General features: G+C 74.0%; 23 protein-coding genes and 1 riboswitch. Of the genes, 11 read left to right on the top strand and 12 right to left on the bottom strand.

Annotation, left to right across the window (positions count from 1 at the left end; genetic code table 11):
* Positions 1–38: 38 nt before the first annotated feature.
* Both AC3ERT_RS31730 and AC3ERT_RS31725 read right to left on the bottom strand, forming a co-directional pair.
* The gene (locus tag AC3ERT_RS31730) at positions 39–1,052 is read right to left on the bottom strand and encodes a dihydroxyacetone kinase subunit DhaK (RefSeq protein WP_435178268.1); all 1,014 of its coding nucleotides are present in this window, start codon (positions 1,050–1,052) and stop codon (positions 39–41) included.
* 334 nt (positions 1,053–1,386) lie between these two features.
* Positions 1,387–2,229, bottom strand: a complete 843-nt coding sequence (locus AC3ERT_RS31725) for an AraC family transcriptional regulator (protein ID WP_435128325.1) — start codon at positions 2,227–2,229, stop codon at positions 1,387–1,389.
* Between the two features lie 54 nt (positions 2,230–2,283).
* Between AC3ERT_RS31725 and AC3ERT_RS31720 the strand changes: the two genes are divergently transcribed.
* Positions 2,284–3,507, top strand: a complete 1,224-nt coding sequence (locus AC3ERT_RS31720) for an MFS transporter (RefSeq protein WP_435128328.1) — start codon at positions 2,284–2,286, stop codon at positions 3,505–3,507.
* A gap of 71 nt (positions 3,508–3,578) precedes the next feature.
* On the top strand, positions 3,579–6,182 hold the full coding sequence (locus tag AC3ERT_RS31715) for an excinuclease ABC subunit UvrA (protein ID WP_435128331.1): 2,604 nt from the start codon (positions 3,579–3,581) through the stop codon (positions 6,180–6,182).
* A 157-nt stretch (positions 6,183–6,339) separates the two neighbouring features.
* Here the strand turns inward: AC3ERT_RS31715 and AC3ERT_RS31710 are convergent, their stop codons facing one another.
* Both AC3ERT_RS31710 and AC3ERT_RS31705 read right to left on the bottom strand, forming a co-directional pair.
* The gene (locus tag AC3ERT_RS31710; protein ID WP_335970749.1) at positions 6,340–6,648 is read right to left on the bottom strand and encodes a DUF4031 domain-containing protein; all 309 of its coding nucleotides are present in this window, start codon (positions 6,646–6,648) and stop codon (positions 6,340–6,342) included.
* Positions 6,649–6,655: 7 nt separating this feature from the next.
* A complete protein-coding gene (locus tag AC3ERT_RS31705) occupies positions 6,656–6,991 on the bottom strand; it encodes a hypothetical protein (RefSeq protein WP_335970747.1) in 336 nt (111 codons plus the stop codon).
* Positions 6,992–7,136: 145 nt separating this feature from the next.
* Here AC3ERT_RS31705 and AC3ERT_RS31700 point away from each other — a divergent pair, with 145 nt between their 5' ends.
* From AC3ERT_RS31700 to AC3ERT_RS31690, 3 genes are all read left to right on the top strand, one after another.
* The gene (locus AC3ERT_RS31700; RefSeq protein WP_335970745.1) at positions 7,137–8,105 is read left to right on the top strand and encodes a MurR/RpiR family transcriptional regulator; all 969 of its coding nucleotides are present in this window, start codon (positions 7,137–7,139) and stop codon (positions 8,103–8,105) included.
* A gap of 94 nt (positions 8,106–8,199) precedes the next feature.
* Positions 8,200–9,129, top strand: a complete 930-nt coding sequence (gene murQ / locus AC3ERT_RS31695; protein ID WP_335970744.1) for an N-acetylmuramic acid 6-phosphate etherase — start codon at positions 8,200–8,202, stop codon at positions 9,127–9,129.
* A 48-nt stretch (positions 9,130–9,177) separates the two neighbouring features.
* Entirely contained in the window at positions 9,178–9,672 is a 495-nt protein-coding gene (locus tag AC3ERT_RS31690; RefSeq protein WP_335970742.1) for a glutathione peroxidase, read from the top strand.
* 99 nt (positions 9,673–9,771) lie between these two features.
* Here the strand turns inward: AC3ERT_RS31690 and groL are convergent, their stop codons facing one another.
* From groL to thrC, 4 genes are all read right to left on the bottom strand, one after another.
* Positions 9,772–11,397, bottom strand: a complete 1,626-nt coding sequence (gene groL, locus AC3ERT_RS31685) for a chaperonin GroEL (RefSeq protein ID WP_335970740.1) — start codon at positions 11,395–11,397, stop codon at positions 9,772–9,774.
* Positions 11,398–11,748: 351 nt separating this feature from the next.
* Positions 11,749–11,952, bottom strand: coding sequence for a cold-shock protein (locus AC3ERT_RS31680; protein WP_009339379.1), 204 nt, complete (start codon positions 11,950–11,952; stop codon positions 11,749–11,751).
* Between the two features lie 513 nt (positions 11,953–12,465).
* Positions 12,466–12,741 carry a ubiquitin-like small modifier protein 1 gene (locus AC3ERT_RS31675; RefSeq protein ID WP_335970735.1) on the bottom strand — a complete coding sequence of 92 codons (276 nt, stop codon included), beginning with the start codon at positions 12,739–12,741 and terminating at the stop codon, positions 12,466–12,468.
* The gene (gene thrC / locus AC3ERT_RS31670; protein ID WP_435128342.1) at positions 12,738–14,054 is read right to left on the bottom strand and encodes a threonine synthase; all 1,317 of its coding nucleotides are present in this window, start codon (positions 14,052–14,054) and stop codon (positions 12,738–12,740) included. Before thrC ends, AC3ERT_RS31675 begins: the two co-directional genes overlap by 4 nt.
* An 18-nt stretch (positions 14,055–14,072) precedes the next feature.
* Positions 14,073–14,204, bottom strand: a riboswitch (SAM riboswitch).
* Positions 14,205–14,386: 182 nt separating this feature from the next.
* Between thrC and AC3ERT_RS31665 the strand changes: the two genes are divergently transcribed.
* Both AC3ERT_RS31665 and AC3ERT_RS31660 read left to right on the top strand, forming a co-directional pair.
* Positions 14,387–15,352 carry a glucosyl-3-phosphoglycerate synthase gene (locus tag AC3ERT_RS31665; protein WP_435128345.1) on the top strand — a complete coding sequence of 322 codons (966 nt, stop codon included), beginning with the start codon at positions 14,387–14,389 and terminating at the stop codon, positions 15,350–15,352.
* Between the two features lie 82 nt (positions 15,353–15,434).
* Positions 15,435–16,859 carry an alpha,alpha-trehalose-phosphate synthase (UDP-forming) gene (locus tag AC3ERT_RS31660; RefSeq protein ID WP_335970731.1) on the top strand — a complete coding sequence of 475 codons (1,425 nt, stop codon included), beginning with the start codon at positions 15,435–15,437 and terminating at the stop codon, positions 16,857–16,859.
* 36 nt (positions 16,860–16,895) lie between these two features.
* Here the strand turns inward: AC3ERT_RS31660 and otsB are convergent, their stop codons facing one another.
* From otsB to AC3ERT_RS31645, 3 genes are all read right to left on the bottom strand, one after another.
* Complete coding sequence (gene otsB / locus AC3ERT_RS31655; RefSeq protein ID WP_435178265.1) at positions 16,896–17,744, bottom strand: trehalose-phosphatase; 849 nt, start codon at positions 17,742–17,744, stop codon at positions 16,896–16,898.
* A gap of 63 nt (positions 17,745–17,807) precedes the next feature.
* Entirely contained in the window at positions 17,808–18,107 is a 300-nt protein-coding gene (locus tag AC3ERT_RS31650; protein WP_435178263.1) for a DUF3263 domain-containing protein, read from the bottom strand.
* A 39-nt stretch (positions 18,108–18,146) separates the two neighbouring features.
* Complete coding sequence (locus AC3ERT_RS31645) at positions 18,147–19,388, bottom strand: ABC transporter substrate-binding protein (protein ID WP_335970726.1); 1,242 nt, start codon at positions 19,386–19,388, stop codon at positions 18,147–18,149.
* Between the two features lie 382 nt (positions 19,389–19,770).
* Here AC3ERT_RS31645 and AC3ERT_RS31640 point away from each other — a divergent pair, with 382 nt between their 5' ends.
* The 3 genes from AC3ERT_RS31640 (at position 19,771) to AC3ERT_RS31630 (ending at position 23,016) form a co-directional block, all read left to right on the top strand.
* On the top strand, positions 19,771–20,703 hold the full coding sequence (locus tag AC3ERT_RS31640) for an ROK family protein (protein ID WP_435178260.1): 933 nt from the start codon (positions 19,771–19,773) through the stop codon (positions 20,701–20,703).
* Positions 20,703–21,917: an N-acetylglucosamine-6-phosphate deacetylase gene (gene nagA / locus AC3ERT_RS31635; protein WP_335970722.1), complete on the top strand. Its 1,215-nt coding sequence runs from the start codon at positions 20,703–20,705 to the stop codon at positions 21,915–21,917. The genes AC3ERT_RS31640 and nagA overlap by 1 nt, the downstream gene beginning before the upstream one ends.
* 163 nt (positions 21,918–22,080) lie before the next feature.
* On the top strand, positions 22,081–23,016 hold the full coding sequence (locus AC3ERT_RS31630) for a 1-phosphofructokinase family hexose kinase (protein WP_335970720.1): 936 nt from the start codon (positions 22,081–22,083) through the stop codon (positions 23,014–23,016).
* Positions 23,017–23,102: 86 nt separating this feature from the next.
* On the opposite strand, the gene AC3ERT_RS31625 is transcribed toward AC3ERT_RS31630, so the two are convergent.
* Positions 23,103–24,155 carry a carbohydrate-binding protein gene (locus AC3ERT_RS31625; protein WP_335970718.1) on the bottom strand — a complete coding sequence of 351 codons (1,053 nt, stop codon included), beginning with the start codon at positions 24,153–24,155 and terminating at the stop codon, positions 23,103–23,105.
* A 194-nt stretch (positions 24,156–24,349) separates the two neighbouring features.
* Here AC3ERT_RS31625 and AC3ERT_RS31620 point away from each other — a divergent pair.
* Positions 24,350–25,046 (top strand): SAM-dependent methyltransferase (locus AC3ERT_RS31620; RefSeq protein ID WP_435178292.1); only part of this gene is annotated, 697 nt, incomplete at its 3' end.

Genomic DNA, 25,046 nt, shown 5'->3' with positions numbered 1-25,046 from the left:
CGGGCGCCCGCCGTACGGGCGCCCGGTGGCGGGCGCGGTCAGCCCGCCCGCGGTCGCCCGCACCACGCCGGGGCGGACGCGGGGGCGTCGTAGTACGCGAGCGTGGCGTCGTCGGCGGCCAGCAGCGTGAGCGAGAAGCCCCGCATGTCCAGCGCGGTCACGTAGTCGCCGACGAGGGTCCGTACGGTGGCGGCGCCGCGCTTGTCCAGCAGCCGGGTCACCTCACCCAGCACCGCGTACAGCTCCAACCGGGTGACGCCGCCCAGCCCGTTGACCAGGAGCACGACCTGTGCGCGCGGGCCGAGGTCGAGGGAGCCGGCGAGCGCGGCCACCATGTCCTCGGCGAGGTCGCGCAGCGAGCGCTCCGCGAGGGTGTGGCGGGCCCGCTCGCCGTGGATGCCGACGCCGTACTCCACCGCGCCCGGCGGCAGGTCGAACGCGCGGCGGCCGGTCGCGGGCGAGGTGTGGGCGGCGGAGGCGACCGCGATGCTGCGGCACCGCGCGGCCACGTCCGTGCCCAGCGCGACCAGGTCCGCCAGGCCCATCCCGGTGTCGGCGGCCGCTCCGAGGATCTTCTCGACCAGGACCGTCGCGCCGGTGCCGCGCCGGCCCGTGGCGACCTCGTCGGACTCCGTCGCCACGTCGTCGTCGACCAGCACCCGGCCGCAGGCGATGCCCTCCCGGGCGAGGCGTTCCGCGGCGATACCGAAGTTGATCTTGTCGCCGGTGTAGTTCTTCACCACGTGCAGCACCCCGTCACTGCCCGCGACGGCGCGCGACGCGGCGAGGATCTGCCGGTTGTGGGGTGAGGCGAAGACGCGGCCCGGGCAGGCGGCGTCCAGCATGCCGGTGCCGACGTAGCCGGTGTGCAGCGGTTCGTGGCCCGAACCGCCGCCCGAGACGAGGCCGACCCTGCGGGTCGGCGCCGGTTCCAGCGCTTGGACGTAGCCGTCGCGCTCGTCCCAGCGGATGTGCTCCGCGTGGGCTCGGGCGAAACCGGCCAGTGCTTCCCCCACCAGTTCGTCGGCTGCGTTCACGAAGTAAAGGCCCATGAGACGACCTCCTGTCACCTCATGCTGAGCGGTCCCCGGGACCGCGGCAACCGGACCCTCCCGGGTGCCCCCGGACCTGCTGTTTCGGGACCACCTGCCGGTGGGGGGTTCCCTCCGGGGGTGCCTCGTCCTGTGGGGTGCCGGGATCTTGCGGTCCGCGGTGGCTGGTCGCGCAGTTCCCCGCGCCCCTGGATATGCCCGGGTCCTTCCGCGGAAGAAGCCCGCGCCCGAAGGGGCGCGGGGAACGGCGCGACCAGCCGGATACCGGGCGCAAGGTCCCGGCACCCGCAGGAGGCGCCACCCCGGAGGGAACCCCCCACCGGGAGGTGGTCCCTCAGCCGGCAGGGTTGGGGCGCCCGGGGGGTCGGGCTCGGCCCCGCCCGGGAGTGGTGCCGAAGGTGAGGCGGAAGGCCTCGATGAAGGCGCTCGGGTTGGCGTAGCCGCAGGCGCCCGCCGTGGAGGTGACGGACCGCCCGCCCGCGAGGAGCGTGAGGGAGTGGTGGAGCCGGAGTTGGGTCCGCCACTGCGGAAACGTCATGCCCAGCTCGCTCTGGAAGAGCCGGCTGAGCGTGCGTTCGCCGGCCCCCACCGCGGCCCCGAACTCCGCGAGGGTGCGCGGGTCGGCGGGGTCGGCGCGCAGGAGCGCGGCGACGGCCCGCAGCCGGTCGTCCGCGGGCGCGGGCAGATGCAGCGGAAGCGCCTCGACCCGGCGGAGTTGGACCAGCGCGACGCGTTCGAGGTCGGCCCGCTGCGCCGGGGTGTAGGGCGGGTGGGCGCCGCCGGGCGGCTCGGTGAGGGCGACGACGACTTCGCGCAGCAGCGGCGGTACGGCGACCACGGTGGGCCGGTCGTCGCCGAACGGCCCGTGTCCGGGCGGGAACGACAGCGTGCGCATGTCGGTGCGGCCGTGCGCCTCGTGCGCGTGCGGCACCCCCGCCGGAATCCACACCGCGCGGTGCGGCGGCACCACCCACGCACCGAGCGGCGTGGACACCCGCAGCACACCGCTGCTCGGGTGAATGAGCTGGTGCACGGCGTGGTGGTGCCAGTCGATGCGCTCGCGGTGCAGCAGTTCGTGGCGGGTGGGACCGTCCAGCGGGCGGGGCGCGGGCCCGCCCGGCGCCGGTGCCGCGGGCCTTTCGGGCGGCTCCGCGGCCGATTGGCGGGTTGTCGGCATAAGTCGACAGACTATCGGTAGCCGACCGTGCCCGCCGCTCGGCAGGCTGCCGGTATGACCCGAAGTGCCGATACGGCAGACCCCCGACCGGACTCCTCCGGTCCCCCGGCCCCCGCCCCGGCCGAGGCCGCGGCCCCGGCCCGTACGACCTGGCAGCGGATGCGGCTGTGGGGCGTCGCGCACGCCGTCGACGACCTCTACCAGGGCCTGGTCCCCGCGACCGTGCCGTATTTCGTGCTGGACCGGCACTACGGCTACGTCGCCGCGTCCGGCCTCACCCTCGCCGCCACCCTGGGCAGTTCGGTGCCGCAGCCGTTCATCGGGCTGGCCGTGGACCGGATGCGGCTGGGCTGGCTCGCGGGCGCCGGAGTGGCGCTCGCCGGGATCGCGCTGGGCCTGTCCGGCGTCGTGCCCTCGTACGCCGCCGTGTGGTGCCTGATCATGCTGTCCGGGCTCGGCATCGCCATGTTCCACCCGGCCGCGGGGAAGTCCGCGCGGGAGGACGCGGGGGACAGCGCCGCCGCGATGAGCGTCTTCGCGGCGGGCGGCAGCGTCGGCTTCTTCCTCGCGCCGGTCCTCGCCACCCCCGCGCTGATCGCGTGGGGCGTCGGCGCCACCGCCCTGTTCATCCCGCCCGCCGTCCTCACCGGGTACGTCCTGCTGCGCCACCGCGCCCGCCGGGCCCCGTCCGCGTCGGCCGCGAGCGGCGGCGGGGTGGACCGGTGGGGGCCGTTCGCCGCGCTGACCTGCGTCGAAGTGGTGCGCTCGGTGGCCTTCTTCGGGGTGAACACCTTCATCGAGCTGTACTGGATCAGGCATCTGCACGCCTCCCGCGGCCTGGCCGGGGCCGCGCTCACCGGCTTCCTGGCCGGCGGGGTCGGCGGCACCCTGCTGGGCGGGCGGCTCGCGGACCGGATCGGCATGGTCCGCACCGTGCAGGCGGGCGGCGCGCTCGCGCTGCCGATGCTGGCCGGGCTGCTGCTGGCCCCGGGCAGCGTCGCCCCGCTGCTCTTCGCGGTCCTCACCGGGGTCTGCCTCAACCTGCCGTTCGCCGTGCTGGTCAAGCTCGGCCAGGACTACCTGCCCACCCGCCCGGGCACCGCGGCCGGGGTGACCCTCGGGCTCGGGGTCAGCGTCGGCGGCCTGCTCTCCCCGCTGCTCGGGCTCGTCGCCGACGCACACGGGCCGCGCGGCGCGCTGACCGCGCTGCTCGTCGTCCCCCCGGTCGCCCTGGCCCTCGGCCTGCTGCTGCCCGAGCCGTCACGCGCCGCCGGGTGACCGTACGGCGCAGGGCCTGACGTGCCGGGGCCGGACATGCCGAGGCCGGGCGCCGGTGGGAGAGTGGACCGGTGGGCAGTGATCACGGCGGCGCCGCGGACCGGTTCGTACGCGTCAGGGGCGCCCGGGTGCACAACCTCGACGGCGTCGACGTCGACGTGCCCCGCGACGCGCTGACCGTCTTCACCGGCGTGTCCGGGTCCGGCAAGTCCTCGCTGGCGTTCGGCACCCTCTACGCCGAGGCCCAGCGGCGGTACTTCGAGTCGGTCGCGCCCTACGCCCGGCGGCTGATCCAGCAGGTGGGCGCGCCGAAGGTGGAGGAGGTCAGCGGGCTGCCGCCGGCCGTCGCGCTCCAGCAGCGGCGCGGCGCGCCCACCTCCCGTTCGTCGGTCGGCACCGTCACCACGCTGTCGAACCTGCTGCGGATGCTCTTCTCCCGCGCCGGCAGCTATCCGCCGGGCACCGCCGAACGGCTGGACTCCGACGCCTTCTCGCCGAACACCGCGGTCGGCGCCTGCCCGGAGTGCCACGGTCTGGGCCGGGTGCACCGGGTCACCGAGTCCTCGCTCGTCCCCGACCCGTCGCTGAGCATCCGCGAGCACGCGATTGCGGCCTGGCCGGGCGCCTGGCAGGGCAAGAACCTGCGCGACGTGGTGGACGCGCTCGGCTACGACATCGACCGCCCGTGGCGGGAGCTGCCGCAGGCGGACCGGGACTGGCTGCTGTTCACCGACGAGCAGCCGGTGGTGACGGTGCACCCGGTGCGCGAGGCCGGGCGTATCCAACGCCCGTACGAGGGGCGGTTCATGAGCGCGCGCCGCTATGTGATGCGCGCGTTCTCGGAGTCGAAGAGCCCGGCGACCCGGCGGCGGGTGCAGCGCCATCTGGTGAGCGCGCGGTGCCCGGTGTGCGGGGGCAAGCGGCTGCGGCCGGAGGCGCTGGCGGTCACCTTCGCCGGGCGCGACATCGCCGAACTGGCCGCGCTGCCGCTGGCGGAGCTGGCCGGGGTGCTGCGGGCCACCGCGGGCCTGGCGGCGCCCGGCGCGGCGACCGCGTCGGCGGTGTCCGGCGAGGCCACCGAGGCCGCGGTGGCCCTCGCCCGTGACCTGGTGGCGCGGATCGAGGTGCTGACCGGTCTGGGCCTGGGCTATCTCGGCATGGACCGCCCGGCGCCGACCCTCTCCCCCGGCGAGCTGCAACGGCTGCGGCTGGCCACGCAGTTGCGCGCCGGGCTGTTCGGCGTCGTCTACGTGCTCGACGAGCCGTCGGCCGGGCTGCACCCGGCGGACACCGAGCCGCTGCTGACGGTCCTGGAGCAGCTGCGGGCCGAGGGCAACACGCTGTTCGTGGTGGAGCACGACATGGACGTGGTGCGCCGCGCGGACTGGGTGGTCGACGTGGGCCCGGGTGCGGGCGAGCGCGGCGGGCGGGTGCTGTACAGCGGCCCGGTGCCGGGCCTGGCCGGGGTCGGGGAGTCGGCCACCCGGCCGTACCTCTTCGGCGCCGGGGACACGGATACGCCCCCCGGCGGGGCAGGGCGTGAACCGCGGGCGCCGGGCGGGTGGTTGCGGCTGCGCGGGGTGGATCGGCACAACCTGCGCGACCTCGACGTGGACGTACCGCTGGGGGTGTTCACCGCCGTGACGGGCGTGTCGGGTTCGGGCAAGTCGACGCTGGTCAGCCAGGTGCTGGCGGAGGTGGTGACGGCCCGTCCGGCACCGGACGGCACGGCGGAGGGCGCCGACGACGGGGCCGGTGCCGAGGGGGACGGTGCCGCGGAGGACGGTGCCGACGAGGGGGCCGGGGAGCCGTGGGAGGAGGGCGGGGCCGGCGGTTCCGCGCGAGACGCGGTACGGGTGCGGGCGGTCGAGGGCGCCGACGCGGTCGACCGCCTGGTCCGCGTGGACCAGCGGCCGATCGGCCGCACCCCGCGCTCCAACCTGGCCACGTACACCGGGCTGTTCGACGCGGTGCGCCGGGTCTTCGCCGCCACCGACGAGGCGCGGGCCCGCGGCTACACCCCGGGCCGGTTCTCGTTCAACGTGGCGGCCGGGCGCTGCGAGACCTGCCAGGGCGAGGGGTTCGTCGCGGTCGAGCTGCTCTTCCTGCCCGGTACGTACGCGCCCTGCCCGACCTGCCACGGCGCCCGCTACAACCCGCAGACCCTGGAGGTCGCCTACCGGGGGCGGAACATCGCGCAGGTGCTGGACATGCCGGTCGACACCGCGGCCAGGTTCTTCGCGGACGTGCCCGCGGCCGAGCGCGGCCTGCGCACGCTGCGCGACGTGGGCCTGGGCTACCTGCGTCTCGGCCAGCCCGCCACGGAGTTGTCGGGCGGGGAGGCCCAACGCATCAAGCTCGCCACCGAGTTGCAGCGCGCCCGGCGCGGCCACACCCTCTACCTGCTGGACGAGCCGACGACCGGCCTGCACCCGGCCGACACCGACCTGCTGATGCGGCAGTTGCACGGGCTGGTCGCGGCGGGCAACTCGGTGGTGGTCGTCGAGCACGACATGGGCGTGGTGGCCGGGGCGGACTGGGTGCTGGACCTCGGACCGGGCGCGGGTGACGACGGCGGCCGGGTGGTGGCGGCCGGCCCGCCGGCGCAGGTGGCCGCGGCGGTGGGCAGCAGGACCGCCCCCTACCTCGCGCGGAGGTTGACGCGCGGAGATTGACGCGCGGCGGGAGGAGCCCCCTCCGCGCCTCCCACCACGCCGACCCGTAGCCGCCGAAGCGCGCTGGGTCACCAGTGGTGAATTTCGCAGCCAAACCTGTTAATTGTCAAGATAATTTGAGGAGCATACAAGCCCCCTGGTCCGGGAGCGGCGGACCTCAGCGGCCGGGCTCGGCGGGCACGCCGGGGGCCGGGCGCGGGCCGGGCGGGCGCGGCTTCCTGCGGCGCAGGCCCGCCGCCGTCAGCCGCCGCACCAGCTCCTTGCTGCCGACCTGGACGGCGCCGAGCCGCACCGCCGCCTCGTAACTGGCCGCGGGGATGTCGTAGTGGTCCCGGTCAAACGCCCGCTCGGGTGCGCCCAGCCGCCGGGCGAACCCGTGCAGCTCGTCGTAGGAGCGGTCGCTCACCAGGTGCGACCAGACCCGGCCGTGGCCCGGCCAGGTCGGCGGGTCGATGTACACGGTCATCCGCTCTTCACCCGCCCAGCGCGCCGACCGGGGCGACCGCCTCGCCGCGGGCCTCGCACACCCAGTGCGGGTCCGCGCCCAACTCGGGCTCCACCGCCAGCGCGTGCGGGTCGTCGCACCGCGGGCACAGCGGCCACCGGCCGCGGGTCTCCAGCAGCGCGTCCTGCATGTCCTGCGCCAGCAGGCCGGGTACGAACTCCGCGCCCTGCGGCCACTGCTCCAGCCACCAGCGGCGCTTGCTGAGCGCGGCCTCCAGCAGCGAGACCACCTCGGCGTCGGCGGCGTCACGGGCTCTGAGGTCGGCGAGGACGCGGGCGCGGGCGTCGTGGAGGACGGTTTCCATCGTTCCATTGTGCAACCGGTCCAGGTCCCGCCCGCGCCGCCCGCCGGAGCGGGCCGACGGCGGGCCGACACGGGGCCGAGGCCGGGCCGACACGGGGTCGACGCAGGGTTGACGCGGCCGCGGCGCCGAAAATACCTTTCAACAGGTGACCTACAGCGTGAAGGAAACTTTCTCCCCGAGCGTCCGCGCCCTTCGGGGCGTACCCGGCGCGCCCGCATCTGTCACGGCTCCCGATCCGGGGGCCCTCGCCGCGAAGGTCCGCACCCTCGCGCCGTCCATGACCCGCTCCATGCAGCGCGTCGCCGAGGCCGTCGCGAGCGACCCGGCCGGCTGCTCCCACCTCACCGTCACCGCCCTCGCGGTCCGCACCGGGACGAGCGAGGCCACCGTGGTGCGCACCGCGCGCCTGCTCGGCTACCCCGGCTACCGCGACCTGCGGCTGGCGCTCGCCGCGCTCGCCGCCCACCAGGCCACCGGCGCCGCCCCGGCGGTCACCGCCGACATCGCCGTCGACGACCCGCTCGGCGACGTGGTCACCAAGCTCGCGATGGAGGAGCAGCAGACCCTCGCCGACACCGCCTCCCAGCTCGACACCTCCCAACTGGAGGCAGCCGTCGTCGCGTTGGCCGCCGCCCGACGCACCGACATCTACGGCATCGCCGCCTCGGGACTGGTCGGCCAGGACCTGGCGCAGAAGCTGCTGCGGATCGGGCTGATCGCGCACGCCCACGCCGACCCGCACCTGGCGGTCACCAACGCCGTCCAACTGCGGCCCGGTGACGTGGCGTTGGCCATCACCCACTCCGGCACCACGCAGGACGTGATCGAGCCGCTGCGGGTCGCCTTCGACCGCGGCGCCACCACCATCGCGATCAGCGGCCGCGCCGACGGCCCGGTCACGCAGTACGCCGACGTGGTGCTCACCACCTCCTGCTCCCGGGAGAGCGAGCTGCGGCCGGCCGCGATGTCCAGCCGTACCAGTCAACTCCTCGTGGTGGACTGCCTGTTCATAGGCGTCGCGCAACGGACGTACGACGACGCCGCGCCCGCGCTGTCCGCCTCCTACGAAGCACTCGCCCACCGGCACACCCACCGCGCCCCGCGCCCCAGTTGACGGGCGGCGCCCGGCCACCCGTCCGACCGACCGACCGCCCCGCCTGCCCGCACGTCCTCGACGAGCCGACCCGAGAAGGATGAACGAGCCGCACATGACCGACCAGTACACCGCGCTGCGCCGGGAGTTGGACACCCTCACCACCGAGGCGTTCCGCCCCGAACTCGCCGAGATCGACCGGCGCTCCACCCTGGAGATCGCACGCCTCATGAACGGGGAGGACCTCACCGTGCCGGCCGCGGTCGCCGGGCAGCTCCCGCAGATCGCCACCGCCATCGACGGGATCGCCGCCCGGATGGGCCGCGGCGGCCGGCTGGTCTACGCCGGCGCGGGCACCGCCGGACGGCTCGGCGTGCTCGACGCCAGCGAGTGCCCGCCGACCTTCAACACCACGCCGGGACGCGAGGTGGTCGGTCTGATCGCGGGCGGCCCGGAGGCCATGGTCACCTCGGTCGAAGGAGCCGAGGACAGCAAGGAGCTGGCCGCGGCGGACCTGGACGCGCTGGCGCTGACCGAGGCCGACAGCGTGGTGGGGATCTCCGCGTCCGGCCGCACCCCGTACGCGATCGGCGCCGTGGAGTTCGCCCGGCGGGCCGGCGCGCTGACCGTCGGGCTGGCCTGCAACGCCGGCTCGCCGCTGGCCGCGGCGGCCGACCACGGCATCGAGGTCGTGGTGGGCCCCGAACTCGTGGTCGGCTCCACCCGGTTGAAGGCCGGCACCGCGCAGAAGCTCGTGCTCAACATGCTCTCGACGATCACGATGATCCGGCTCGGCAAGACCTACGGCAGCCTCATGGTGGACGTCCGCGCGTCCAACGAGAAGCTGCGGGCGCGCTCGCGGCGGATCGTCGCGCTGGCCACCGGGGCCGCCGACACCGCGATCGAGGAGGCGCTCAGCGCGACCGACGGCGAGGTGAAACCGGCGATCCTCACCCTCCTGGCGAAAGTGGACGCCGCCGAGGCGGCCCGCCTTCTCACCGCCTCCAACGGCCACCTGCGCAAGGCGCTCGACGCGGCGACCTGAAGCCGGTACCGGCCCCGGCGGGCTCCGGTCCGGGAGGATGATGGGGGCATGAGCGATCTCAATGAAGTGGCCGTGACCACGTTGGCGGGCGAGGCGAGCACCTTCGGGCAGTTGACCGGCGGCAGCGCCGCGCTGGTGGTCAACGTGGCGAGTCAGTGCGGGCTGACCCCGCAGTACAGCGCGCTGGAGGAGTTGCACAAGGAGCTGTCGGGACGGGGGTTCACCGTCGTCGGGTTCCCCTGCAACCAGTTCGGCGGCCAGGAGCCGGGGACGAGCGAGGAGATCGCGGAGTTCTGCTCCACGACCTACGGTGTGACCTTCCCGATGGCCGGCAAGATCGAGGTCAACGGCCCGGGCCGGCACGCGGTGTACGACGCGCTGACCGCCCGGGCGGACACCGCGGGCGAGGCGGGCGACGTGCAGTGGAACTTCGAGAAGTTCCTCGTGGACTCCTCGGGCCGGGTCGTCGGCCGCTTCCGCCCGGGTGTCACCCCGGACGACCCCGAGCTGCGCACCGCGATCGAGGCCGTGCTCGCGGGCTGACCCCGCCCGGGGGCACCGCGCCCGGACGCGACGGCGCCCCCTTCCCCGCGTGGGGAAGGGGGCGCCGTCGTGGTGCGAAGGACGCTGACCGCTTGAGGATCAGAAGTCCATGTCACCGCCGGGCATGCCACCCGGAGCGGCGGCAGCGGCCGCCTTCTCGGGCTTGTCGGCGATGACGGCCTCGGTGGTGAGGAAGAGCGCGGCGATGGAGGCCGCGTTCTGCAGCGCGGAGCGCGTCACCTTCGCCGGGTCGATGATGCCCTCGGCGACCAGGTCGACGTACTCGCCGCTCGCCGCGTTGAGGCCGTGGCCGGGGGTCAGGCTGCGCACCTTCTCCACCACGACACCGCCTTCGAGGCCGGCGTTGACCGCGATCTGCTTCAGCGGGGCCTCCAGGGCGATCTTGACGGCGGCAGCGCCGGTCGCCTCGTCACCCTCCAGCTCCAGCTTCTCGAAGACGGCGGTCGCCTGGAGCAGGGCCACGCCGCCACCGGCGACGATGCCCTCCTCGACGGCGGCCTTGGCGTTGCGCACCGCGTCCTCGATGCGGTGCTTGCGCTCCTTGAGCTCGACCTCGGTGGCGGCACCGGCCTTGATGACGGCCACGCCGCCGGCCAGCTTCGCCAGGCGCTCCTGGAGCTTCTCGCGGTCGTAGTCCGAGTCGCTGTTCTCGATCTCGGCGCGGATCTGGTTGACCCGGCCGCCGACCTGCTCGCTGTCGCCGGCACCGTCGACGATGGTGGTCTCGTCCTTGGTGATGACGACCTTGCGGGCGCGGCCCAGCAGGTCCAGGCCCGCGTTCTCCAGCTTGAGGCCGACCTCTTCGGAGATGACGGTGCCACCGGTGAGGATGGCGATGTCGCCGAGCATGGCCTTGCGGCGGTCACCGAAGCCCGGAGCCTTGACGGCGACGGACTTGAAGGTGCCGCGGATCTTGTTGACCACCAGGGTCGACAGGGCCTCGCCCTCGACGTCCTCGGCGATGATCAGCAGCGGCTTGCCGGACTGCATGACCTTCTCCAGCAGCGGGAGCAGGTCCTTCACCGCGGAGATCTTGGAGTTGACGATCAGGATGTAGGGGTCGTCGAGCGACGCCTCCATCCGCTCCAGGTCGGTGGCGAAGTAGGCGGAGATGAAGCCCTTGTCGAAGCGCATGCCCTCGGTGAGCTCGAGCTCGAGCCCGAAGGTCTGCGACTCCTCGACGGTGATGACGCCTTCCTTGCCGACCTTGTCCATGGCCTCGGCGATCAGCTCGCCGATCTGGGTGTCGGCGGCGGAGATGGAGGCGGTGGAGGCGATCTGCTCCTTGGTCTCCACGTCCTTCGCCTGCTCCAGCAGCGCGGCGGAGACGGCCTCGACGGCCTTCTCGATGCCCCGCTTGAGGGCCATCGGGTTGGCGCCGGCGGCTACGTTGCGCAGACCCTCCTTGACCAGGGCCTGGGCCAGGACGGTCGCGGTCGTCGTGCCGTCACCGGCGACGTCGTCGGTCTTCTTCGCGACTTCCTTGACCAGCTCGGCGCCGATCTTCTCGTACGGGTCCTCGAGCTCGATCTCCTTGGCGATGGACACACCATCGTTGGTGATCGTGGGAGCGCCCCACTTCTTCTCGAGGACCACGTTGCGGCCCTTGGGGCCGAGGGTGACCTTGACGGCGTCGGCGAGCTGGTTCATCCCGCGCTCAAGGCCGCGCCGTGCCTCCTCGTCGAACGCGATGATCTTGGCCATGGTGAAGTGTCCTCCGCGGACTGGGTTGTTTGCGCTCGGGACCGTGTGGTGCCCGCGACGGACGGCCCGCCGGCCGCCGGTTCCTTCCCGACGTCCGCACGGCCCTCACCGACCCGGCCCTGCTGTCACTCTCACGTGGAGAGTGCTAACGCCAATGATTAGCACTCACCCCCTGCGAGTGCAAGCGGTTCGCCCCGGGGGCCGAGCCGCGTACAGGGTCGCCCCCCGCCCGGCGGCGCCCGCAAGACGCCCGCTGGGCACCCGCAGGACGCACAGGAGCCGCCTCCCGCGGACGGGGGGCGGCTCCTGCGTACTGCCGAGGTCGCGTCGATGGTCGAACGCGCCGTGAAGTCAGCCGGCGAGGCGGACCATGTCCGCCTGCGGCCCCTTCTGACCCTGCGAGATCTCGAACTCGACCCGCTGGCCTTCTTCGAGGGTGCGGTACCCGTCCATCTGGATCGCGCTGTAGTGGACGAAGACATCCGCACCACCGTCGACCGCGATGAAGCCGTAGCCCTTCTCCGCGTTGAACCACTTGACGGTGCCCTGAGCCATCCCTAACTCCCCTATTGCTGGCCCTATCGCGGCCCCGCACTTCGCGGGCCCGGGTCAGACCTCACCCGCCCGCGGAACCCGTGCCTTTGACAGGTGGGAACCCTGGGGGGCGTGCGCCGGAACGCGTCGACCGCGGCTGAATGTATCTGCACGGATGCCGTCTGCAACAGGTCAATCGGACGAGAATTCTGGGCGCGACCCATCGGAAATCGCCTGAGAAATAACGATAAGGCAGGGCAAGCCGGGCCGGACATAGCGGACGAAAAGGAGAATTCGCTCGTGAATTTGGCGATAAATCGCCGTGGCCGCGCCACACCTGGGGTCCATGCCACGGGATTGCCTACGGCAACTGTACAACTCTTCAACTACCGCTTCGGCACACGCATGCCCCGCTCACCCGAAGGGGTGAACGGGGCACAAACCGCCCGAATCCGGAACCGCCGCCCAACTCCCGTTGGGCGGCGGCCGGTTCACTCGGCGACCGGCGGGCAGATCCGGTGGCCGGCCGGAGGTTCAGCCGCCTGCGACCGCGGGAATGATCGAGACACTCGCGCCGTCCGGCACGACCGTCTCGAGCCCCTGGGAAAACCGCACGTCGTCGTCGTTGACATACACGTTCACAAAGCGGCGCAGCTTTCCCGCGTCGTCGAGCACGCGCGCCGAAATTCCCTTGTGATCGCGCTCCAGGGAGTCGATCACTTCGGCGAGGGTGGCACCCTCGGCCGGCACCTCGGCCTGGCCGCCGGTGTAGGTGCGGAGAATGGTGGGGATACGTACGGAAGCACTCATGCGAGGCCAGCCTCTCGGAATGCGGCAAGGGTCGGGCGGATGGTCGCGGTCGGCCCGGTGGTCGGCGCCACCGCGTCCAGGGTCTTCAGTCCGTCGCCGGTGTTGAGCACGACGGTCTCGGTGGCCGGGTCGAGCTGCCCGGACTCGATCAGCTTCTTCAGCACACCGACGGTCACCCCGCCCGCGGTCTCCGCGAAGATGCCCTCGGTCCGCGCCAGCAGCTTGATCGCGTCCACGATCTGCGCGTCGTCCACGTCCTCGACGGCCCCGCCGGTGCGCCGGGCGATGTCCAGCACGTACGGGCCGTCCGCGGGGTTGCCGATCGCCAGCGACTTGGCGATGGTGTCGGGCTTCACCGGCCGTACGACGTCGTGCCCGGCCTTGAAGGCCGTCGACACCGGGGAGCACCCCTCGGCCTGGGCGCCGAAGATCTTGTACGGCTTCTCCTCGACCAGGCCGAGCGCGATCAGCTCCTTGAGGCCCTTGTCGATCTTGGTGAGCTGGGAGCCGGACGCGATCGGGATGACCAGGTTGTCCGGCAGCCGCCAGCCGAGCTGCTCGGCGATCTCGTAGGCGAGCGTCTTGGAGCCCTCGCCGTAGTACGGGCGCAGGTTGACGTTGACGAAGCCCCAGCCCTCGCCGATCGGGTCGCCGATCAGTTCCGAGCAGAAGCGGTTCACGTCGTCGTAGCTGCCCTCGATGCCGACGAGTTCGCCGCCGTAGACCGCGGCCATCACGACCTTGCCGGCCTCCAGGTCGTGCGGGATGAAGACGCAGGAGCGCAGGCCCGCCCGGGAGGCGGCGGCGCCGACGGCGCCGGCCAGGTTGCCGGTGGAGGAGCAGGACAGCGTGGTGAGGCCGAAGGTGCGGGCGGCCTCCAGCGCGATCGCGACCACCCGGTCCTTGAAGGAGTGGGTGGGGTTGCCGGAGTCGTCCTTGACGTGCAGGCCGCCGGTGATGCCCAGTTCGCGGGCGAGGTTGTCGGCCTTGACGAGCTTGGTCCAGCCCGGGTTCAGGTTGGGCTTGTCGGCGACGTCGGCGGGCACCGGCAGCAGCGGGGCGTAGCGCCAGATGTTGGTCGGGCCGGCCTCGATCCGGGCGCGCAGCGCCTCGGGGTCACCGGTCGGCAGGTCGTAGGCCACTTCCAGTGGCCCGAAACACTCCAGGCACGCGAAGACCGGGCTCAGCGGGTAGCGGGTGCCGCACTCCCGGCAGGACAGCGCGGCGGCCGGGCCGAACGGTGCGGGGGCGGCGTCGGCACCTTGGGTGCCGGCAGCGGAGTCGGTGGTGCTTGCGACGGTTTGCGCAGCCATGACAGGCGAGGCCCTTTCTCCTCATCTTCCTCGCACGCGGGCGCGTCACGAGACGGAATTGGCACCTTCCCCACCGTGCGTGACCTCGCGGTCGGCGGGAGGGTTGCCGGGGCTTCTACGGGCCGTTCCCTCTGCCCCTCTGGATGAGCGGTATGGCGACCGGGTCGGTACGGACCGGGCCCGTCGCATTTGTGCGCGTCACGCCCCCGGCATGCGGTGGCGTCACGCGTTGTTCAAGACTGTAACCGACACAGGTGACGGTTGAGGTAGCCGTCCGCACCGCGAGATGGATCACATGCCCGGTCCGGGGCGTGCCGAGGGAGAGGACTCACGTGCTCGACGAGGTGGAGCGCTGGCTGCGCCGCCGGTCCTGGTCGGCCGCCCAGCGGCCGCTTGACCTGCTGCTCGCCGCCAAGCGCGCGGCCGGCGACCGGGGCACGGTCAGCGTGGTGCTGCCGGCGCTGGACGAGGAGGCGACCGTCGGCGCGATCGTGGCGGCGATCCGCCGCGACCTGATGTCCGCCGCGGCGCCGCTGGTGGACGAGGTGGTCGTGGTCGACTCCGGCTCCACCGACCGCACGGCCGCGGTCGCCGCCGGGGCCGGGGCCCGCGTGGTCGGGCGGGACGCGATCCTGCCCCGGCTGCCGGCCCTGCCCGGCAAGGGCGAGGTGCTGTGGCGGTCGCTACTGGTCACCCGCGGCGAGATCGTCTGCTTCGTCGACGCCGACCTGCGGGAGTTCGACGCCCGTTTCGTCTCCGGGATCGTCGGGCCGCTGCTCACCGACCCCGCGGTGCAGCTGGTCAAGGCGATGTACGACCGCCCGCTGGAGACCGGCGGCACCGTGGTGCCCGCCGGCGGCGGCCGGGTCACCGAACTCGTCGCCCGCCCGCTGCTCAACCTGCACTGGCCGCAGCTGGCCGGCTTCGTCCAGCCGCTCGGCGGGGAGTACGCCGCCCGCCGCTCGCTGCTGGAGCGGCTGCCCTTCCCGGTCGGCTACGGCGTCGAACTCGGCATGCTGATCGACGCGTTGGGGCTCGTCGGGCTCGACGGGCTCGGGCAGGTCGATGTCGGGGTGCGGCACCACCGGCACCAGGACGGCCAGGCGCTCGGGCGGATGGCCGCCGCGATCTACCGCACAGCCCAGGTCCGGCTCGCCCGCGGCCAGCTGGTCCGCCCGCACCTCACGCAGTTCGGCCGCGCCGGCTCCGCCTTCGTACCGCGCACCCACCCGGTCGACACCGAGGAGCGCCCGCCGATGGCCGACCTGCCGGAGTACCTCGCCCGCAAGGCGGCGTAGGCGCGGCGCCGGGGGCCACCGCCGCGGGCAAAGAGTGCCGCCGGCACGTTTGAGCTGCGCGGCAACCGGCAAAGCTGCGGGCATGGAGGGATCTTCGCAGGGTGCCCGGATTCTGGTCGCGTCGAACCGCGGCCCGGTGTCGTACACCGTGGAGGGCGACGGCAGCCTGGGGAGCCGCAGGGGCGGCGGCGGGGTCGTCTCCGGGCTGAGCGCGATCGGCCCGGACGCGGGTGCCGTGTGGGTGTGCGCGGCGCTGTCGGACGGCGACCGGGAGGCGGTGCGCCGCGGGGTCGCCGAGCCCGGGGTGCGGATGCTCGCGATCCCCCCGGAGGTCTTCCACGCGGCGTACAACGACATCGCGAACTCGGTGCTGTGGTTCGTGCACCACCTGCTCTACCAGACGCCCTTCGAGCCGCTCTTCGACGAGGAGTTCCACGGCCGCTGGGCCGCCTACGAGGCGTACAACGAGGCGTTCGCCGACGCGCTCGCCCAGGAGGCGGCCGAGGGCGCCGCCGTCCTCGTGCAGGACTACCACCTCGCGCTGGTGCCCGCGCTGCTCCGTGAGCGCCGCCCCGACCTGCGGATCGGCCACTTCTCGCACACCCCGTGGGCCCCGCCGGACTACTTCCGCCTGCTGCCCGACGACGTGGCCGCGCGCCTGCTCACCGGCATCCTCGGCGCCGACCGGGCCGGGTTCCTCACCCACCGCTGGGCCGCCGCCTTCGCCGCGTGCTGTGCCGACGTGCTCGGCGCGGAGGTGGCCGCGGACGGCGGCTCGGTGACGTACCGGGGCCGCACCACCCGGCTCGGCGTGCACGGTCTGGGCGCCGACGCGGAGTTCCTGCGCGAGCGCGCCCGGCGGCCCGACGTGGACGAGCGGATGGCGGCGCTGCGGGCCGAGGCGGGTCCCGGCCGGCGGCTGATCGTGCGGGTGGACCGCACCGAGCTGTCCAAGAACATCGTGCGCGGGCTGTACGCCTACCGGCGGCTGCTGGTGGAGCACCCAGGCTGGCGCGAGCGCGTGGTCCATGTCGCGTTCGCCTACCCCTCGCGGCAGGACCTGGCAAGCTACCGGGAGTACACCGAGGAGGTCTCCCGGGTGGCCGCGGCGGTCAACGAGGAGTTCGGCACCGCGGGCTGGACGCCGGTCATCCTCAAGGTCGACGACGACTTCGCCCGCTCCCTGGCGGCGTACCGGCTGGCCGACGTGGCGCTGGTCAACCCGATCCGGGACGGGATGAACCTGGTCGCCAAGGAGGTGCCGGTCGTCTCCGACCAGGGGGTGGCGCTGGTGCTGTCCCGTGAGGCGGGCGCCTTCGAGGAGCTGGGCGACGACTCCTTCGTGGTCAATCCGTACGACATCCGCGCGACCGCAGTCGCCCTCAACGAAGCGCTGACGCTCCCCGAGGCCGAGCGCGCCGACCGTTCCAAGCGGCTTGCCGCGGCAGCCACCGCGCTGCCGCCCAGCCGCTGGTTCCTCGACCAGCTCCAGGCGATCGGCGGCTGACCGCTTTTCGTTCCGCGGCGCCCTGGTGGGGGCCGGTCAGGCGAGTTGGTCGGCCAGGTGTTCCAGCAGGTGGACGACGCCTGCCGGGCCCGCCACGGTCAGGTCGGCTCGCGCCAGCAGCTCCGCGGGGGTCTCCTCGGCGCCCGCGCTGGCCACCAGCAGGCCCGGCGTGCCCTGGGCGCGCAGTTCTCCGACGGCGGCGTACGCGGCGAGGTCGCCGAGGTCGTCGCCCGCGTAGAGCACGCTGCCCGCGCCGGTCTCGCGCAGGAAGCCGGTGAGCGCCACCCCCTTGTCGACACCGGGTGGCCGCAGCTCCAGGACGTAGCGGCCGGGCTCGACCACCAGGCCGTGCCGCACGGCGAGTTCGGCCAGCGGCGCGCGCAGCGCCTCGAACGCGGCGTCGGGGTCCTCGGTGCGGCGGGTGTGCACGGCGACCGCGCGGCCGCCCTTGTCCTCGATCCACAGGCCCGGCCACTCCCCCACCTCGGCGAGGAAGCCGGGCAGTTCGGCGCGCACCGCGGTGACCCCTTCGGGCGCGGGCGGCGCGTGCACCTCGCCGCCGCGGGCGTCCCAGCGCTCGGCGCCGTAGTGGCCGAGGACCACGAGGTGCTCCAGTCCCGGCACCCCGGCGAAGCCGCCGTACCGCACGGCCACGTCGGCCGGGCGGCCGGTGAGGATGACGGCGGCCGCCAGGTGCGGGGCCAGCCGCGCCAGCGCGCCGGCCGCCCCCGGGTGCGCCCGGGCCTGCTCCGGGTCGGCCACGATCGGGGCGAGGGTGCCGTCGAAGTCCAGGGCGACCACCGCGCGGCCCGGCTCGGCGAGCAATGCGGTCAGGCCCGCCCGGCCCTCGGCGGTCCGTGGGGTGAAGGTCTCCGCAGCAGCCATGCCCCGAGCCTAGCGGCCCGGCGGTTTCACGCGGCTGCTCGGGCGGGGGGAGCCGGGTCCGCGTCAGCGGTTCTCGGCGTGCCGCTGCCGGGTGCGGCGCCAGCGGTTGACGGTGGCGGGGGCGGCGCGCAGCGCGCGGGGGTCGTCCAGGAGGGCGTTGAGCAGCTGGAAGAAGGCCGTCGGGGAGATGCCGAGCCGCTCCCGGATCGCCCGGTCGCGCGGGCCGGGCCCGCTCCAGCTCCGCCCGGCCAGCTCCAGCACCGCCAGGTCCCGCGCGGACAGCTCAGCGCCCGCCGTGTCCGCAGCGCCCGCCTCATCCGCGGCCCCCGCCGCGCCCGTCTCCTGCGCCTCGCCCTCGGCCACTGTGCCGCCCCTCGCCCGCTGGCCCGCCCGGCCGCTCCGCTACTCCGACTCGGAGGTGAGCCCCTGCCCGTCCTGCGTCTCCGCGTAGTTCTGCAACTGCGACAGTACGGTCTTCGGGTCGCCGTGCACCGCGCTGCCGATGACCTTCTTCATCCGGTCGTCCACCTTCGTCCACGAGGTCTTGTCGACCGGGTAGAAGACGGCGTCCGGCAGCAGGTCGAGGAACTGCACCAGGTCGGCGTCGCGCTTCTCGCCCTGCATGACCTGGGAGGCGCTGGTGGTCACCGGCAGCAGGCCGTACTCGTCGAGGAACTTGACGGTGTTCTTGGTCTGGTAGACGTACTGGAGGAAGGCGCGGTCGGCGTCGAGGGAACCTTTCTTCTTGAAGGCCATCGCCCAGTCGGCGACGCCGAGGGTGTCGGCGTTCGGGCCGTCCTTGCCGGGCAGCGCGGCCACCCCGACGTCGATGCCGTGCGCGCGGGCCTGCGCCAGCAGTGTCGGGTGGCCGTTGATCATGCCCGCCTTGCCGGCCAGGAAGTCGTCGAAGACCTCCTGCCGGTTGGTCTTGGCGGGGTCCTTCGAGCCGACCAGCTTCGCGTCCACCAGGTTCTTCTTGACCCAGGTGAGGGCTTCGACGTTCTCGGCGGAGTCGAAGGTGTAGTTGTCGACGGAGTCGCTGATGCCGCCGCTGGCGCCGAGCATCCACATCAGGGACTCCGCCTGCGACTCCTCCGGGCCGAGCGGCAGGCCGTAGGGGACCTTGACGCCGTTCTCCTTGAGCAGCTTCGCGTCGGCGGCCAGGTCGGCCCAGGTCTTCGGCGCCTGGTCGATGCCCGCCTGCTTGAACAGGCCCTTGTTGTAGAAGAACATCCGCGAACTGGACGCCCACGGCAGGCCGTACTGGGTGTGGGCGACCGATCCGGCCTGGGCGAGCGAGGAGATGAAGTCGGCCTGCTGGCTGACCGTGAAGAGCTGGTCGGCGCTGTACAGCTGGCCCTTGGCGGCGTAGTCGGCGTACGAGCCCATCTGCGCGATGTCCGGCGGGTTGCCGGCCTTGACCATGGCGGCGACCTTGTCGTCCACGTCGGTCCAGCTCAGCACCTGCACGTCGACCTTGATGTGCGGGTTCTGCTTCTCGAAGCCGCGCACCATGTCGTTCCAGTACACGAGCGAGCTGTTGTCGGTCTTCGCGTCGCCGTAGTCGGCGGCCACCAGGTGCAGCGTCACGTCCTTGCCCTGCGCCGTGCCACCACCGCAGGCGCTGACCCCGGTCAGGGCCAACGCGGAAGTGAGACCGGCCGCGAGGCCGAGAAGTCGTCGCCGCTGCACTGTTCCTACCACCCTTGGGACTTCGAAAGACCGGAAAGACTCGGGCCGCGGCGCCTTCGCCGGCCGGGGCCGCCGCGAGCGGCCGGCCGGGCCCCCGCGAAAGTGCCGAGTCTTCCGCATATCTTCAGCCAAGGTCTACACCATGGGTGACAACGTTTTGACGGCGGGCCCCAGGCCGGCCACGCTCCGCCCCCGCGCCGGCCCCCGCGCCGGCCCCCGCCGACCCGGCACCGGCCGCATGCCGACCGCATGCCGGCCCGTGACTTTCGGGAGAATCGATCTTCCCGGCCGAGTGGACTAGACCTCTAGCGGGGTGAGAAGCGAGACTGGGCCCGTGAGACATGTCATCGCCCTCGACGTCGGCGGCACCGGGATGAAGGCGGCGCTGGTCGCCGCGGACGGCACGCTGCTGCACCAGGACCGCCGCCCGACCGGCCGTGAGCGCGGCCCGCAGGCCGTGGTGGAAGCGATCCTCGACTTCGCCGCGGACCTGCGCGCGCACGGCCGCGCCAGCTACGGGCAGAGCGCCGCGGCCGCGGGCGTGGTGGTGCCCGGCATCGTGGACGCCGAGGCGGGCGTCGCCGTCTACGCCGCCAACCTCGGCTGGCAGGACCTGCCGTTGCGCGACCTGCTCTCGAAGCGGCTGGACGGCGTACCCGTGGCGCTCGACCACGACGTGCGCGCCGGCGGCCTCGCCGAGGGCCGGATCGGCGCGGGCGACGGCGCCGACCGCTTCCTGTTCCTGCCGCTGGGCACCGGCATCGCCGGCGCCATCGGCATCGAGGGCCGGATAGAGGCCGGCGCGCACGGCTACGCCGGTGAGATCGGCCACATCGTGGTCCGGCCCGGCGGCCGGGAGTGCGGCTGCGGGCAGCGCGGCTGCCTGGAGGCGTACGCGTCCGCGGGCGCGGTCTCCCGCAGTTGGGCGGCCGCCAGCGGCGACCCGGCCGCGGACGCCGCCGCCTGCGCGCAGGCCGTCGACGCCGGCGACCCGGCGGCGGCCGCGGTCTGGCAGGAGGCCGTCGACGCGCTGGCCGACGGCCTGGTCACCGGGCTGACCCTGCTCGACCCGCGGGTGCTGATCGTCGGCGGCGGCCTCGCCGAGTCCGGCGACACCCTCTTCGGCCCGTTGCGGGCGGCCGTCGAGGCGCGCGTCACCTTCCAGAAACTCCCGCTCATCGTCCCCGCCGCGCTGGGTGACACCGCCGGCTGCCTGGGCGCGGGCCTGCTCGCCTGGGACCTGATCTCCGTGGAGGTATCCGCCTGATGGCCCCCGAAACGACATCGCGGCCCACGACCGGGCGCACCGTCCTGGCGGGCGCCCGCGTGGTGCTGCCGTCCGGCGTGGTGGAGGCCGGCCGGATCACCGTGGACGGCGCCCGGATCGCCGCCGACGAGCCGGCCGAGGCCGCCACCCACGACCTGGCCGGGCGCGGCTGGACGGTCGTCCCGGGCTTCGTGGACCTGCACAACCACGGCGGCGGCGGCGCGTCCTTCACCTCGGGCACCGCCGAGGACGTGCTCACCGCCGTGCGCACGCACCGCGCGCACGGCACCACCACCCTGGTCGCCTCCACCGTCACCGAGAACCTCGACACGCTGGCCCGGCAGGCCGCGCTGCTCTCCGAGCTGGTCGAGCAGGGCGACCTGGCCGGCATCCACTACGAGGGCCCGTTCATCTCGCCGTGCCGCAAGGGCGCCCATGACGAGACGCTGCTGCGCGACCCCGACCCGGCGACGGTGCGCAAGCTCGTCGAGGCGGCCCGCGGCGCCGCGCGCATGGTGACGCTCGCCACCGAACTGCCCGGCGGCGTCGAGTCGGTGCGGCTACTCGCCGACCTCGGGGTGATCGCCGCGATCGGCCACACCGACGCCGGGTACGAGCAGACCCGGCAGGCGATCGACGCGGGCGCCACGGTGGCGACCCACCTGTTCAACGCGATGCCGCCGCTCCTGCACCGCGAGCCCGGCCCGATCGCGGCGCTGCTGGAGGACGAGCGGGTCACCGTCGAGCTGATCAACGACGGCACCCACCTGCACCCGTCGGTGCTCGAACTCGCCTTCGGCAGCGCGGGCGCGGACCGGGTGGCGTTCATCACCGACGCGATGGACGCGGCCGGCTTCGGCGACGGCCTGTACGACCTGGGGCCGTTGAAGGTGCAGGTGCTGGACGGGGTGGCGCGGCTGGTGGAGGGCGACTCCATCGCCGGGTCGACGCTGACGCTGGACACCGCCTTCAAGCGCGCGGTCACCGTGGACGGGCTGGCGCTGCCCGACGTGGTGCGGGCGATCTCGGCCAACCCGGCCCGGCTGCTGGGCCGGTCGGACCGGATCGGTTCGCTGGCGCCGGGGAAGGACGCGGACCTGGTGGTGCTGGACGCGGCGTACGACGTGGTCGGTGTGATGCGCAAGGGCGAGTGGGTCGTCGCGCTGCCGCTGGACGACACCGCGCCCGCCGCCGCGGCCGCCGAGCTGTCCTGATGGCGTACGGCCCCCGGTCCGGCCCGGCCGCGCGCACTACCGTCGGTAACGGCGTGCGCGCGGCCGTCCGTACGCCCGCCGGGGACCCCCTGGTCGGCAACTTCTGCGGAAAAGCGGCCCTCCCGCTCTGGGCCGACCGCCGTCCGTTTGCCAAAATCAACAGGTGATCATCACCGTCACGCTCAACAGCGCCCTGGATGTGACCTACCGGGTCCCGTCACTGATACCGCACGCCACCCACCGGGTGACGGAGACGGTGGAGCGGCCGGGCGGCAAGGGTCTGAACGTCGCCCGCGTACTGGCCGCGCTCGGCCACCGCGCCACCGTCACCGGCTTCGTCGGCGGCCCGGCCGGTGCGGAGTTGCGCCGCGGCCTGGCCGAGGTGCCGTACGCGGACCGGCTCACCGACGCCCTGGTGCCGGTGGCCGGCGCCACCCGGCGCACGGTCGGCGTGGTGGACGCGGCCACCGGGGACACCACGATGTTCAACGAGCCGGGGCCGACCGTGGACGCCGCCGAGTGGGCGTCCTTCCTCGACGTCTACCGCGAGTTGCTGGCCGGCCCCGACGCCGAGGCGGTCGCGCTGTGCGGGAGCCTGCCACCGGGGCTGCCGGTCGGCGCGTACGCGGAGCTGGTCCGCGAGGCGCGCGCCGCGGGCGTCTATGTGCTGCTCGACACCAGCGGGGAGCCGCTGCGCCGCGGGCTGGCCGCCCGCCCGGACCTGATCAAGCCCAACGCGGGTGAGCTGACCGGGCTGACCGGCTTCTCCGAGCCCGCCCGCGCGGCCCACGACGCCCGGCGGCGCGGCGCCCGCGGGGTGGCCGCGTCGCTCGGCGCCGACGGGATGCTCGCGGTCACCGAGGAGGGCGCGTGGCGGGCGCTGCCGCCGGGCCGGCTGGCGGGCAACCCCACCGGCGCGGGCGACTCGGCGGTCGCCGGGCTGCTCTCCGGGCAGGTGGAGGGGCTTGCCTGGCCGCAGCGGCTGGCCCGGGCGGTCGCGCTGTCGGCGGCCACGGTGCTCGCCCCGGCCGCCGGGGAGTACGACCGGGCCGGCTACGACGAGCTGCTCCCGAAGGTGGAGGTCACCCCGGCCGGGTGAGCCGGGGTGGTTCGGCGCGAGGCGTTCGGCCGGGGGGCTTTCGGCCCGAGGCGTTCGGCCGGGGGCGTTCGGCCGGAGCGCGCCGCCTACTTCGTGACCTGGCCCTCCTTGAGCCACACCTGGTCGAGGTTGACCCCGCAGTTGGTGTCGTCCGGGGTGCAGGACATCGTCAGGACGTTGGCGCCCTTCTTGAGGTCCACGTAGTTGAAGGTCGTCATGTTCCACGCCTTCGCCCAGTCCGTGGCGTTGCCGTAGTTCTTCAGGTTCACCCCGCCGCTGCGGGCCTCGCCGTTGACACCGAGGGTCAAGGTGGCGTCGGAGCCGGCGTTGGCGTAGCTGACGAAGAACGTGTACTTGTCGTCCTTCGGCACGACCACCGTCCAGGACACGGTGGCGCCCTGGTTGGCCATGCTGTCGACGTAGGTGCCGCCCGCCGCGTTCGCGCCCGGGTGCTCGGTGCTGGTGGCGGCGCCGCCGCTGAGCTGGAGCGTGGACGCGTCGACCTTCTTGGAGTCGAAGGTCGTCGGGCTCGCGGACGGCGAGGCGGACTGGGTGGGCGCGCTGCTGGTGGTGACCGCGCCGGTCGGCTTGTCGTCCGCCTGCTTCTTGTCGTCGCCCGAGCTGTTGGTCATCGCGAAGGCGATGCCGATCGCCACGGCGGCGACCACGGCGACGGCCGCGATCAGCAGCCCCCGGCGGTTGGGGGCGCCGCCCCCGTCCGGGCCGCCGGGACCGCCCCTGCGGCCCCCGGGCGGGGCCTGCTGCGGGTCGTACGGCCCCGGGCCGGGCGGCTGCGCGTGGCCGCCGCCCTGCGCCTGCGGGTACTGCGCGGTCGGGCCGGCGTACTGCCCGGCGTACTGCTGCTGGCCCTGGTCGTAGCCGTACGGCGCCTGCGGCGGGTAGCCGTAACCGCCGCCCCCCTGCTGCTGGGGCGGGGCCTGCGGCGGGTAGCCGTAACCGCCCGTGGCCGGGCGGCGCTCACCGACCCGCTGCACCTGGTGGTAGGAGGTGCGGGGCACGCCCGGCTGCCCGGGTGCCGGCTGGCCGCCGGCCGGGTCCGGCTGCTCGCCGCCCTCCGACCGGTAGAGATACGCGAACGGGTCGTCGTTCTCCGGCGTGCCGTCGTTTCCGGCAGTCATCCGCTGTCCACTCCCTCGACTGTGGTATGCCAGGCACCTTACCGGCCTCGGACGACACACCTCCCATGCTCTTCGACGTGTGGACGGGTCGGTAAGGTTCCGATGTGAGCAGCGCCACCGATTCCGGCCGCCCGGCGACCGGCCCGGGCCGCGGCGGCGACGCCGGCTCCGAGTGGCTGCCGTGGCAGGACGCGATGGAGCGGGCGCTCTACGGCCCCGGCGGCTTCTTCCGCCGGGAGCGGCCCGCCGACCACTTCCGCACCTCCGTGCACGCGTCCGCCCTGTTCGCGGGCGCCGTGGCGGAGTTGCTGGCCCGGGTGGACACGGTGCTCGGGCACCCCGGGCGGCTCGACTTCGTCGACATGGCGGCCGGTGCGGGCGAACTCGCCGCCGGGGTACTGGCCGCCCTGCCGCCCGCGCTCGCCGGCCGGGTGCGGGTCCACGCCGTCGAGCGCGCCGCCCGGCCGGACGGCCTCGACCCCCGCGTCACCTGGTGCGATCAGCCGCCGCGGGGCGCGCGCGGGCTGCTCTTCGCCAACGAGTGGCTGGACAATGTTCCGCTGCCCGTCGCCGCGCCGTCACCCGACGGCCGCCTGCGGTATGTGGAGGTTCGGCGCGGCGACGGCGAAGAGCGCCTGGGCGCCCCCGTGACGGGCGAGGACCTGCGCTGGCTGGAGCGCTGGTGGCCGCTGGACGCGCGGGCCGGGGCGGAGCGCCGCGCGGAGGTCGGGCGCAGCCGGGAGGAGGCGTGGCGGCGGGCGGCGGGCAGCCTCGCCGAGGGGTACGCGGTGGCGGTGGACTACGGCCACCTCGCCGCGGAGCGCCCGCCGCTGGGCACCCTGACGGGGTACCGCGACGGGCGCCAAGACGTCGCGGTACCCGACAGATCGC

It is taken from the genome of Actinacidiphila sp. bgisy145 (genome assembly GCF_057708125.1).
This window is presented reverse-complemented; position numbering and strand designations above follow the sequence as displayed.

Bases quoted from the DNA above. Each gene is read 5' to 3' on its own strand.
- AC3ERT_RS31725 (WP_435128325.1), bottom strand. From the start codon at position 2,229: ATGCCGACAACCCGCCAATCGGCCGCGGAGCCGCCCGAAAGGCCCGCG.
- nagA (WP_335970722.1), top strand. From the start codon at position 20,703: ATGGCCCCCGAAACGACATCGCGGCCCACGACCGGGCGCACCGTCCTG.
- AC3ERT_RS31690 (WP_335970742.1), top strand. From the start codon at position 9,178: ATGAGCGATCTCAATGAAGTGGCCGTGACCACGTTGGCGGGCGAGGCG.
- AC3ERT_RS31660 (WP_335970731.1), top strand. From the start codon at position 15,435: ATGGAGGGATCTTCGCAGGGTGCCCGGATTCTGGTCGCGTCGAACCGC.
- groL (WP_335970740.1), bottom strand. From the start codon at position 11,397: ATGGCCAAGATCATCGCGTTCGACGAGGAGGCACGGCGCGGCCTTGAG.
- AC3ERT_RS31710 (WP_335970749.1), bottom strand. From the start codon at position 6,648: ATGACCGTGTACATCGACCCGCCGACCTGGCCGGGCCACGGCCGGGTC.
- thrC (WP_435128342.1), bottom strand. From the start codon at position 14,054: ATGGCTGCGCAAACCGTCGCAAGCACCACCGACTCCGCTGCCGGCACC.
- otsB (WP_435178265.1), bottom strand. From the start codon at position 17,744: ATGGCTGCTGCGGAGACCTTCACCCCACGGACCGCCGAGGGCCGGGCG.
- AC3ERT_RS31680 (WP_009339379.1), bottom strand. From the start codon at position 11,952: ATGGCTCAGGGCACCGTCAAGTGGTTCAACGCGGAGAAGGGCTACGGC.
- AC3ERT_RS31730 (WP_435178268.1), bottom strand. From the start codon at position 1,052: ATGGGCCTTTACTTCGTGAACGCAGCCGACGAACTGGTGGGGGAAGCA.
- murQ (WP_335970744.1), top strand. From the start codon at position 8,200: ATGACCGACCAGTACACCGCGCTGCGCCGGGAGTTGGACACCCTCACC.
- AC3ERT_RS31625 (WP_335970718.1), bottom strand. From the start codon at position 24,155: ATGACTGCCGGAAACGACGGCACGCCGGAGAACGACGACCCGTTCGCG.
- AC3ERT_RS31705 (WP_335970747.1), bottom strand. From the start codon at position 6,991: ATGGAAACCGTCCTCCACGACGCCCGCGCCCGCGTCCTCGCCGACCTC.
- AC3ERT_RS31675 (WP_335970735.1), bottom strand. From the start codon at position 12,741: ATGAGTGCTTCCGTACGTATCCCCACCATTCTCCGCACCTACACCGGC.
- AC3ERT_RS31720 (WP_435128328.1), top strand. From the start codon at position 2,284: ATGACCCGAAGTGCCGATACGGCAGACCCCCGACCGGACTCCTCCGGT.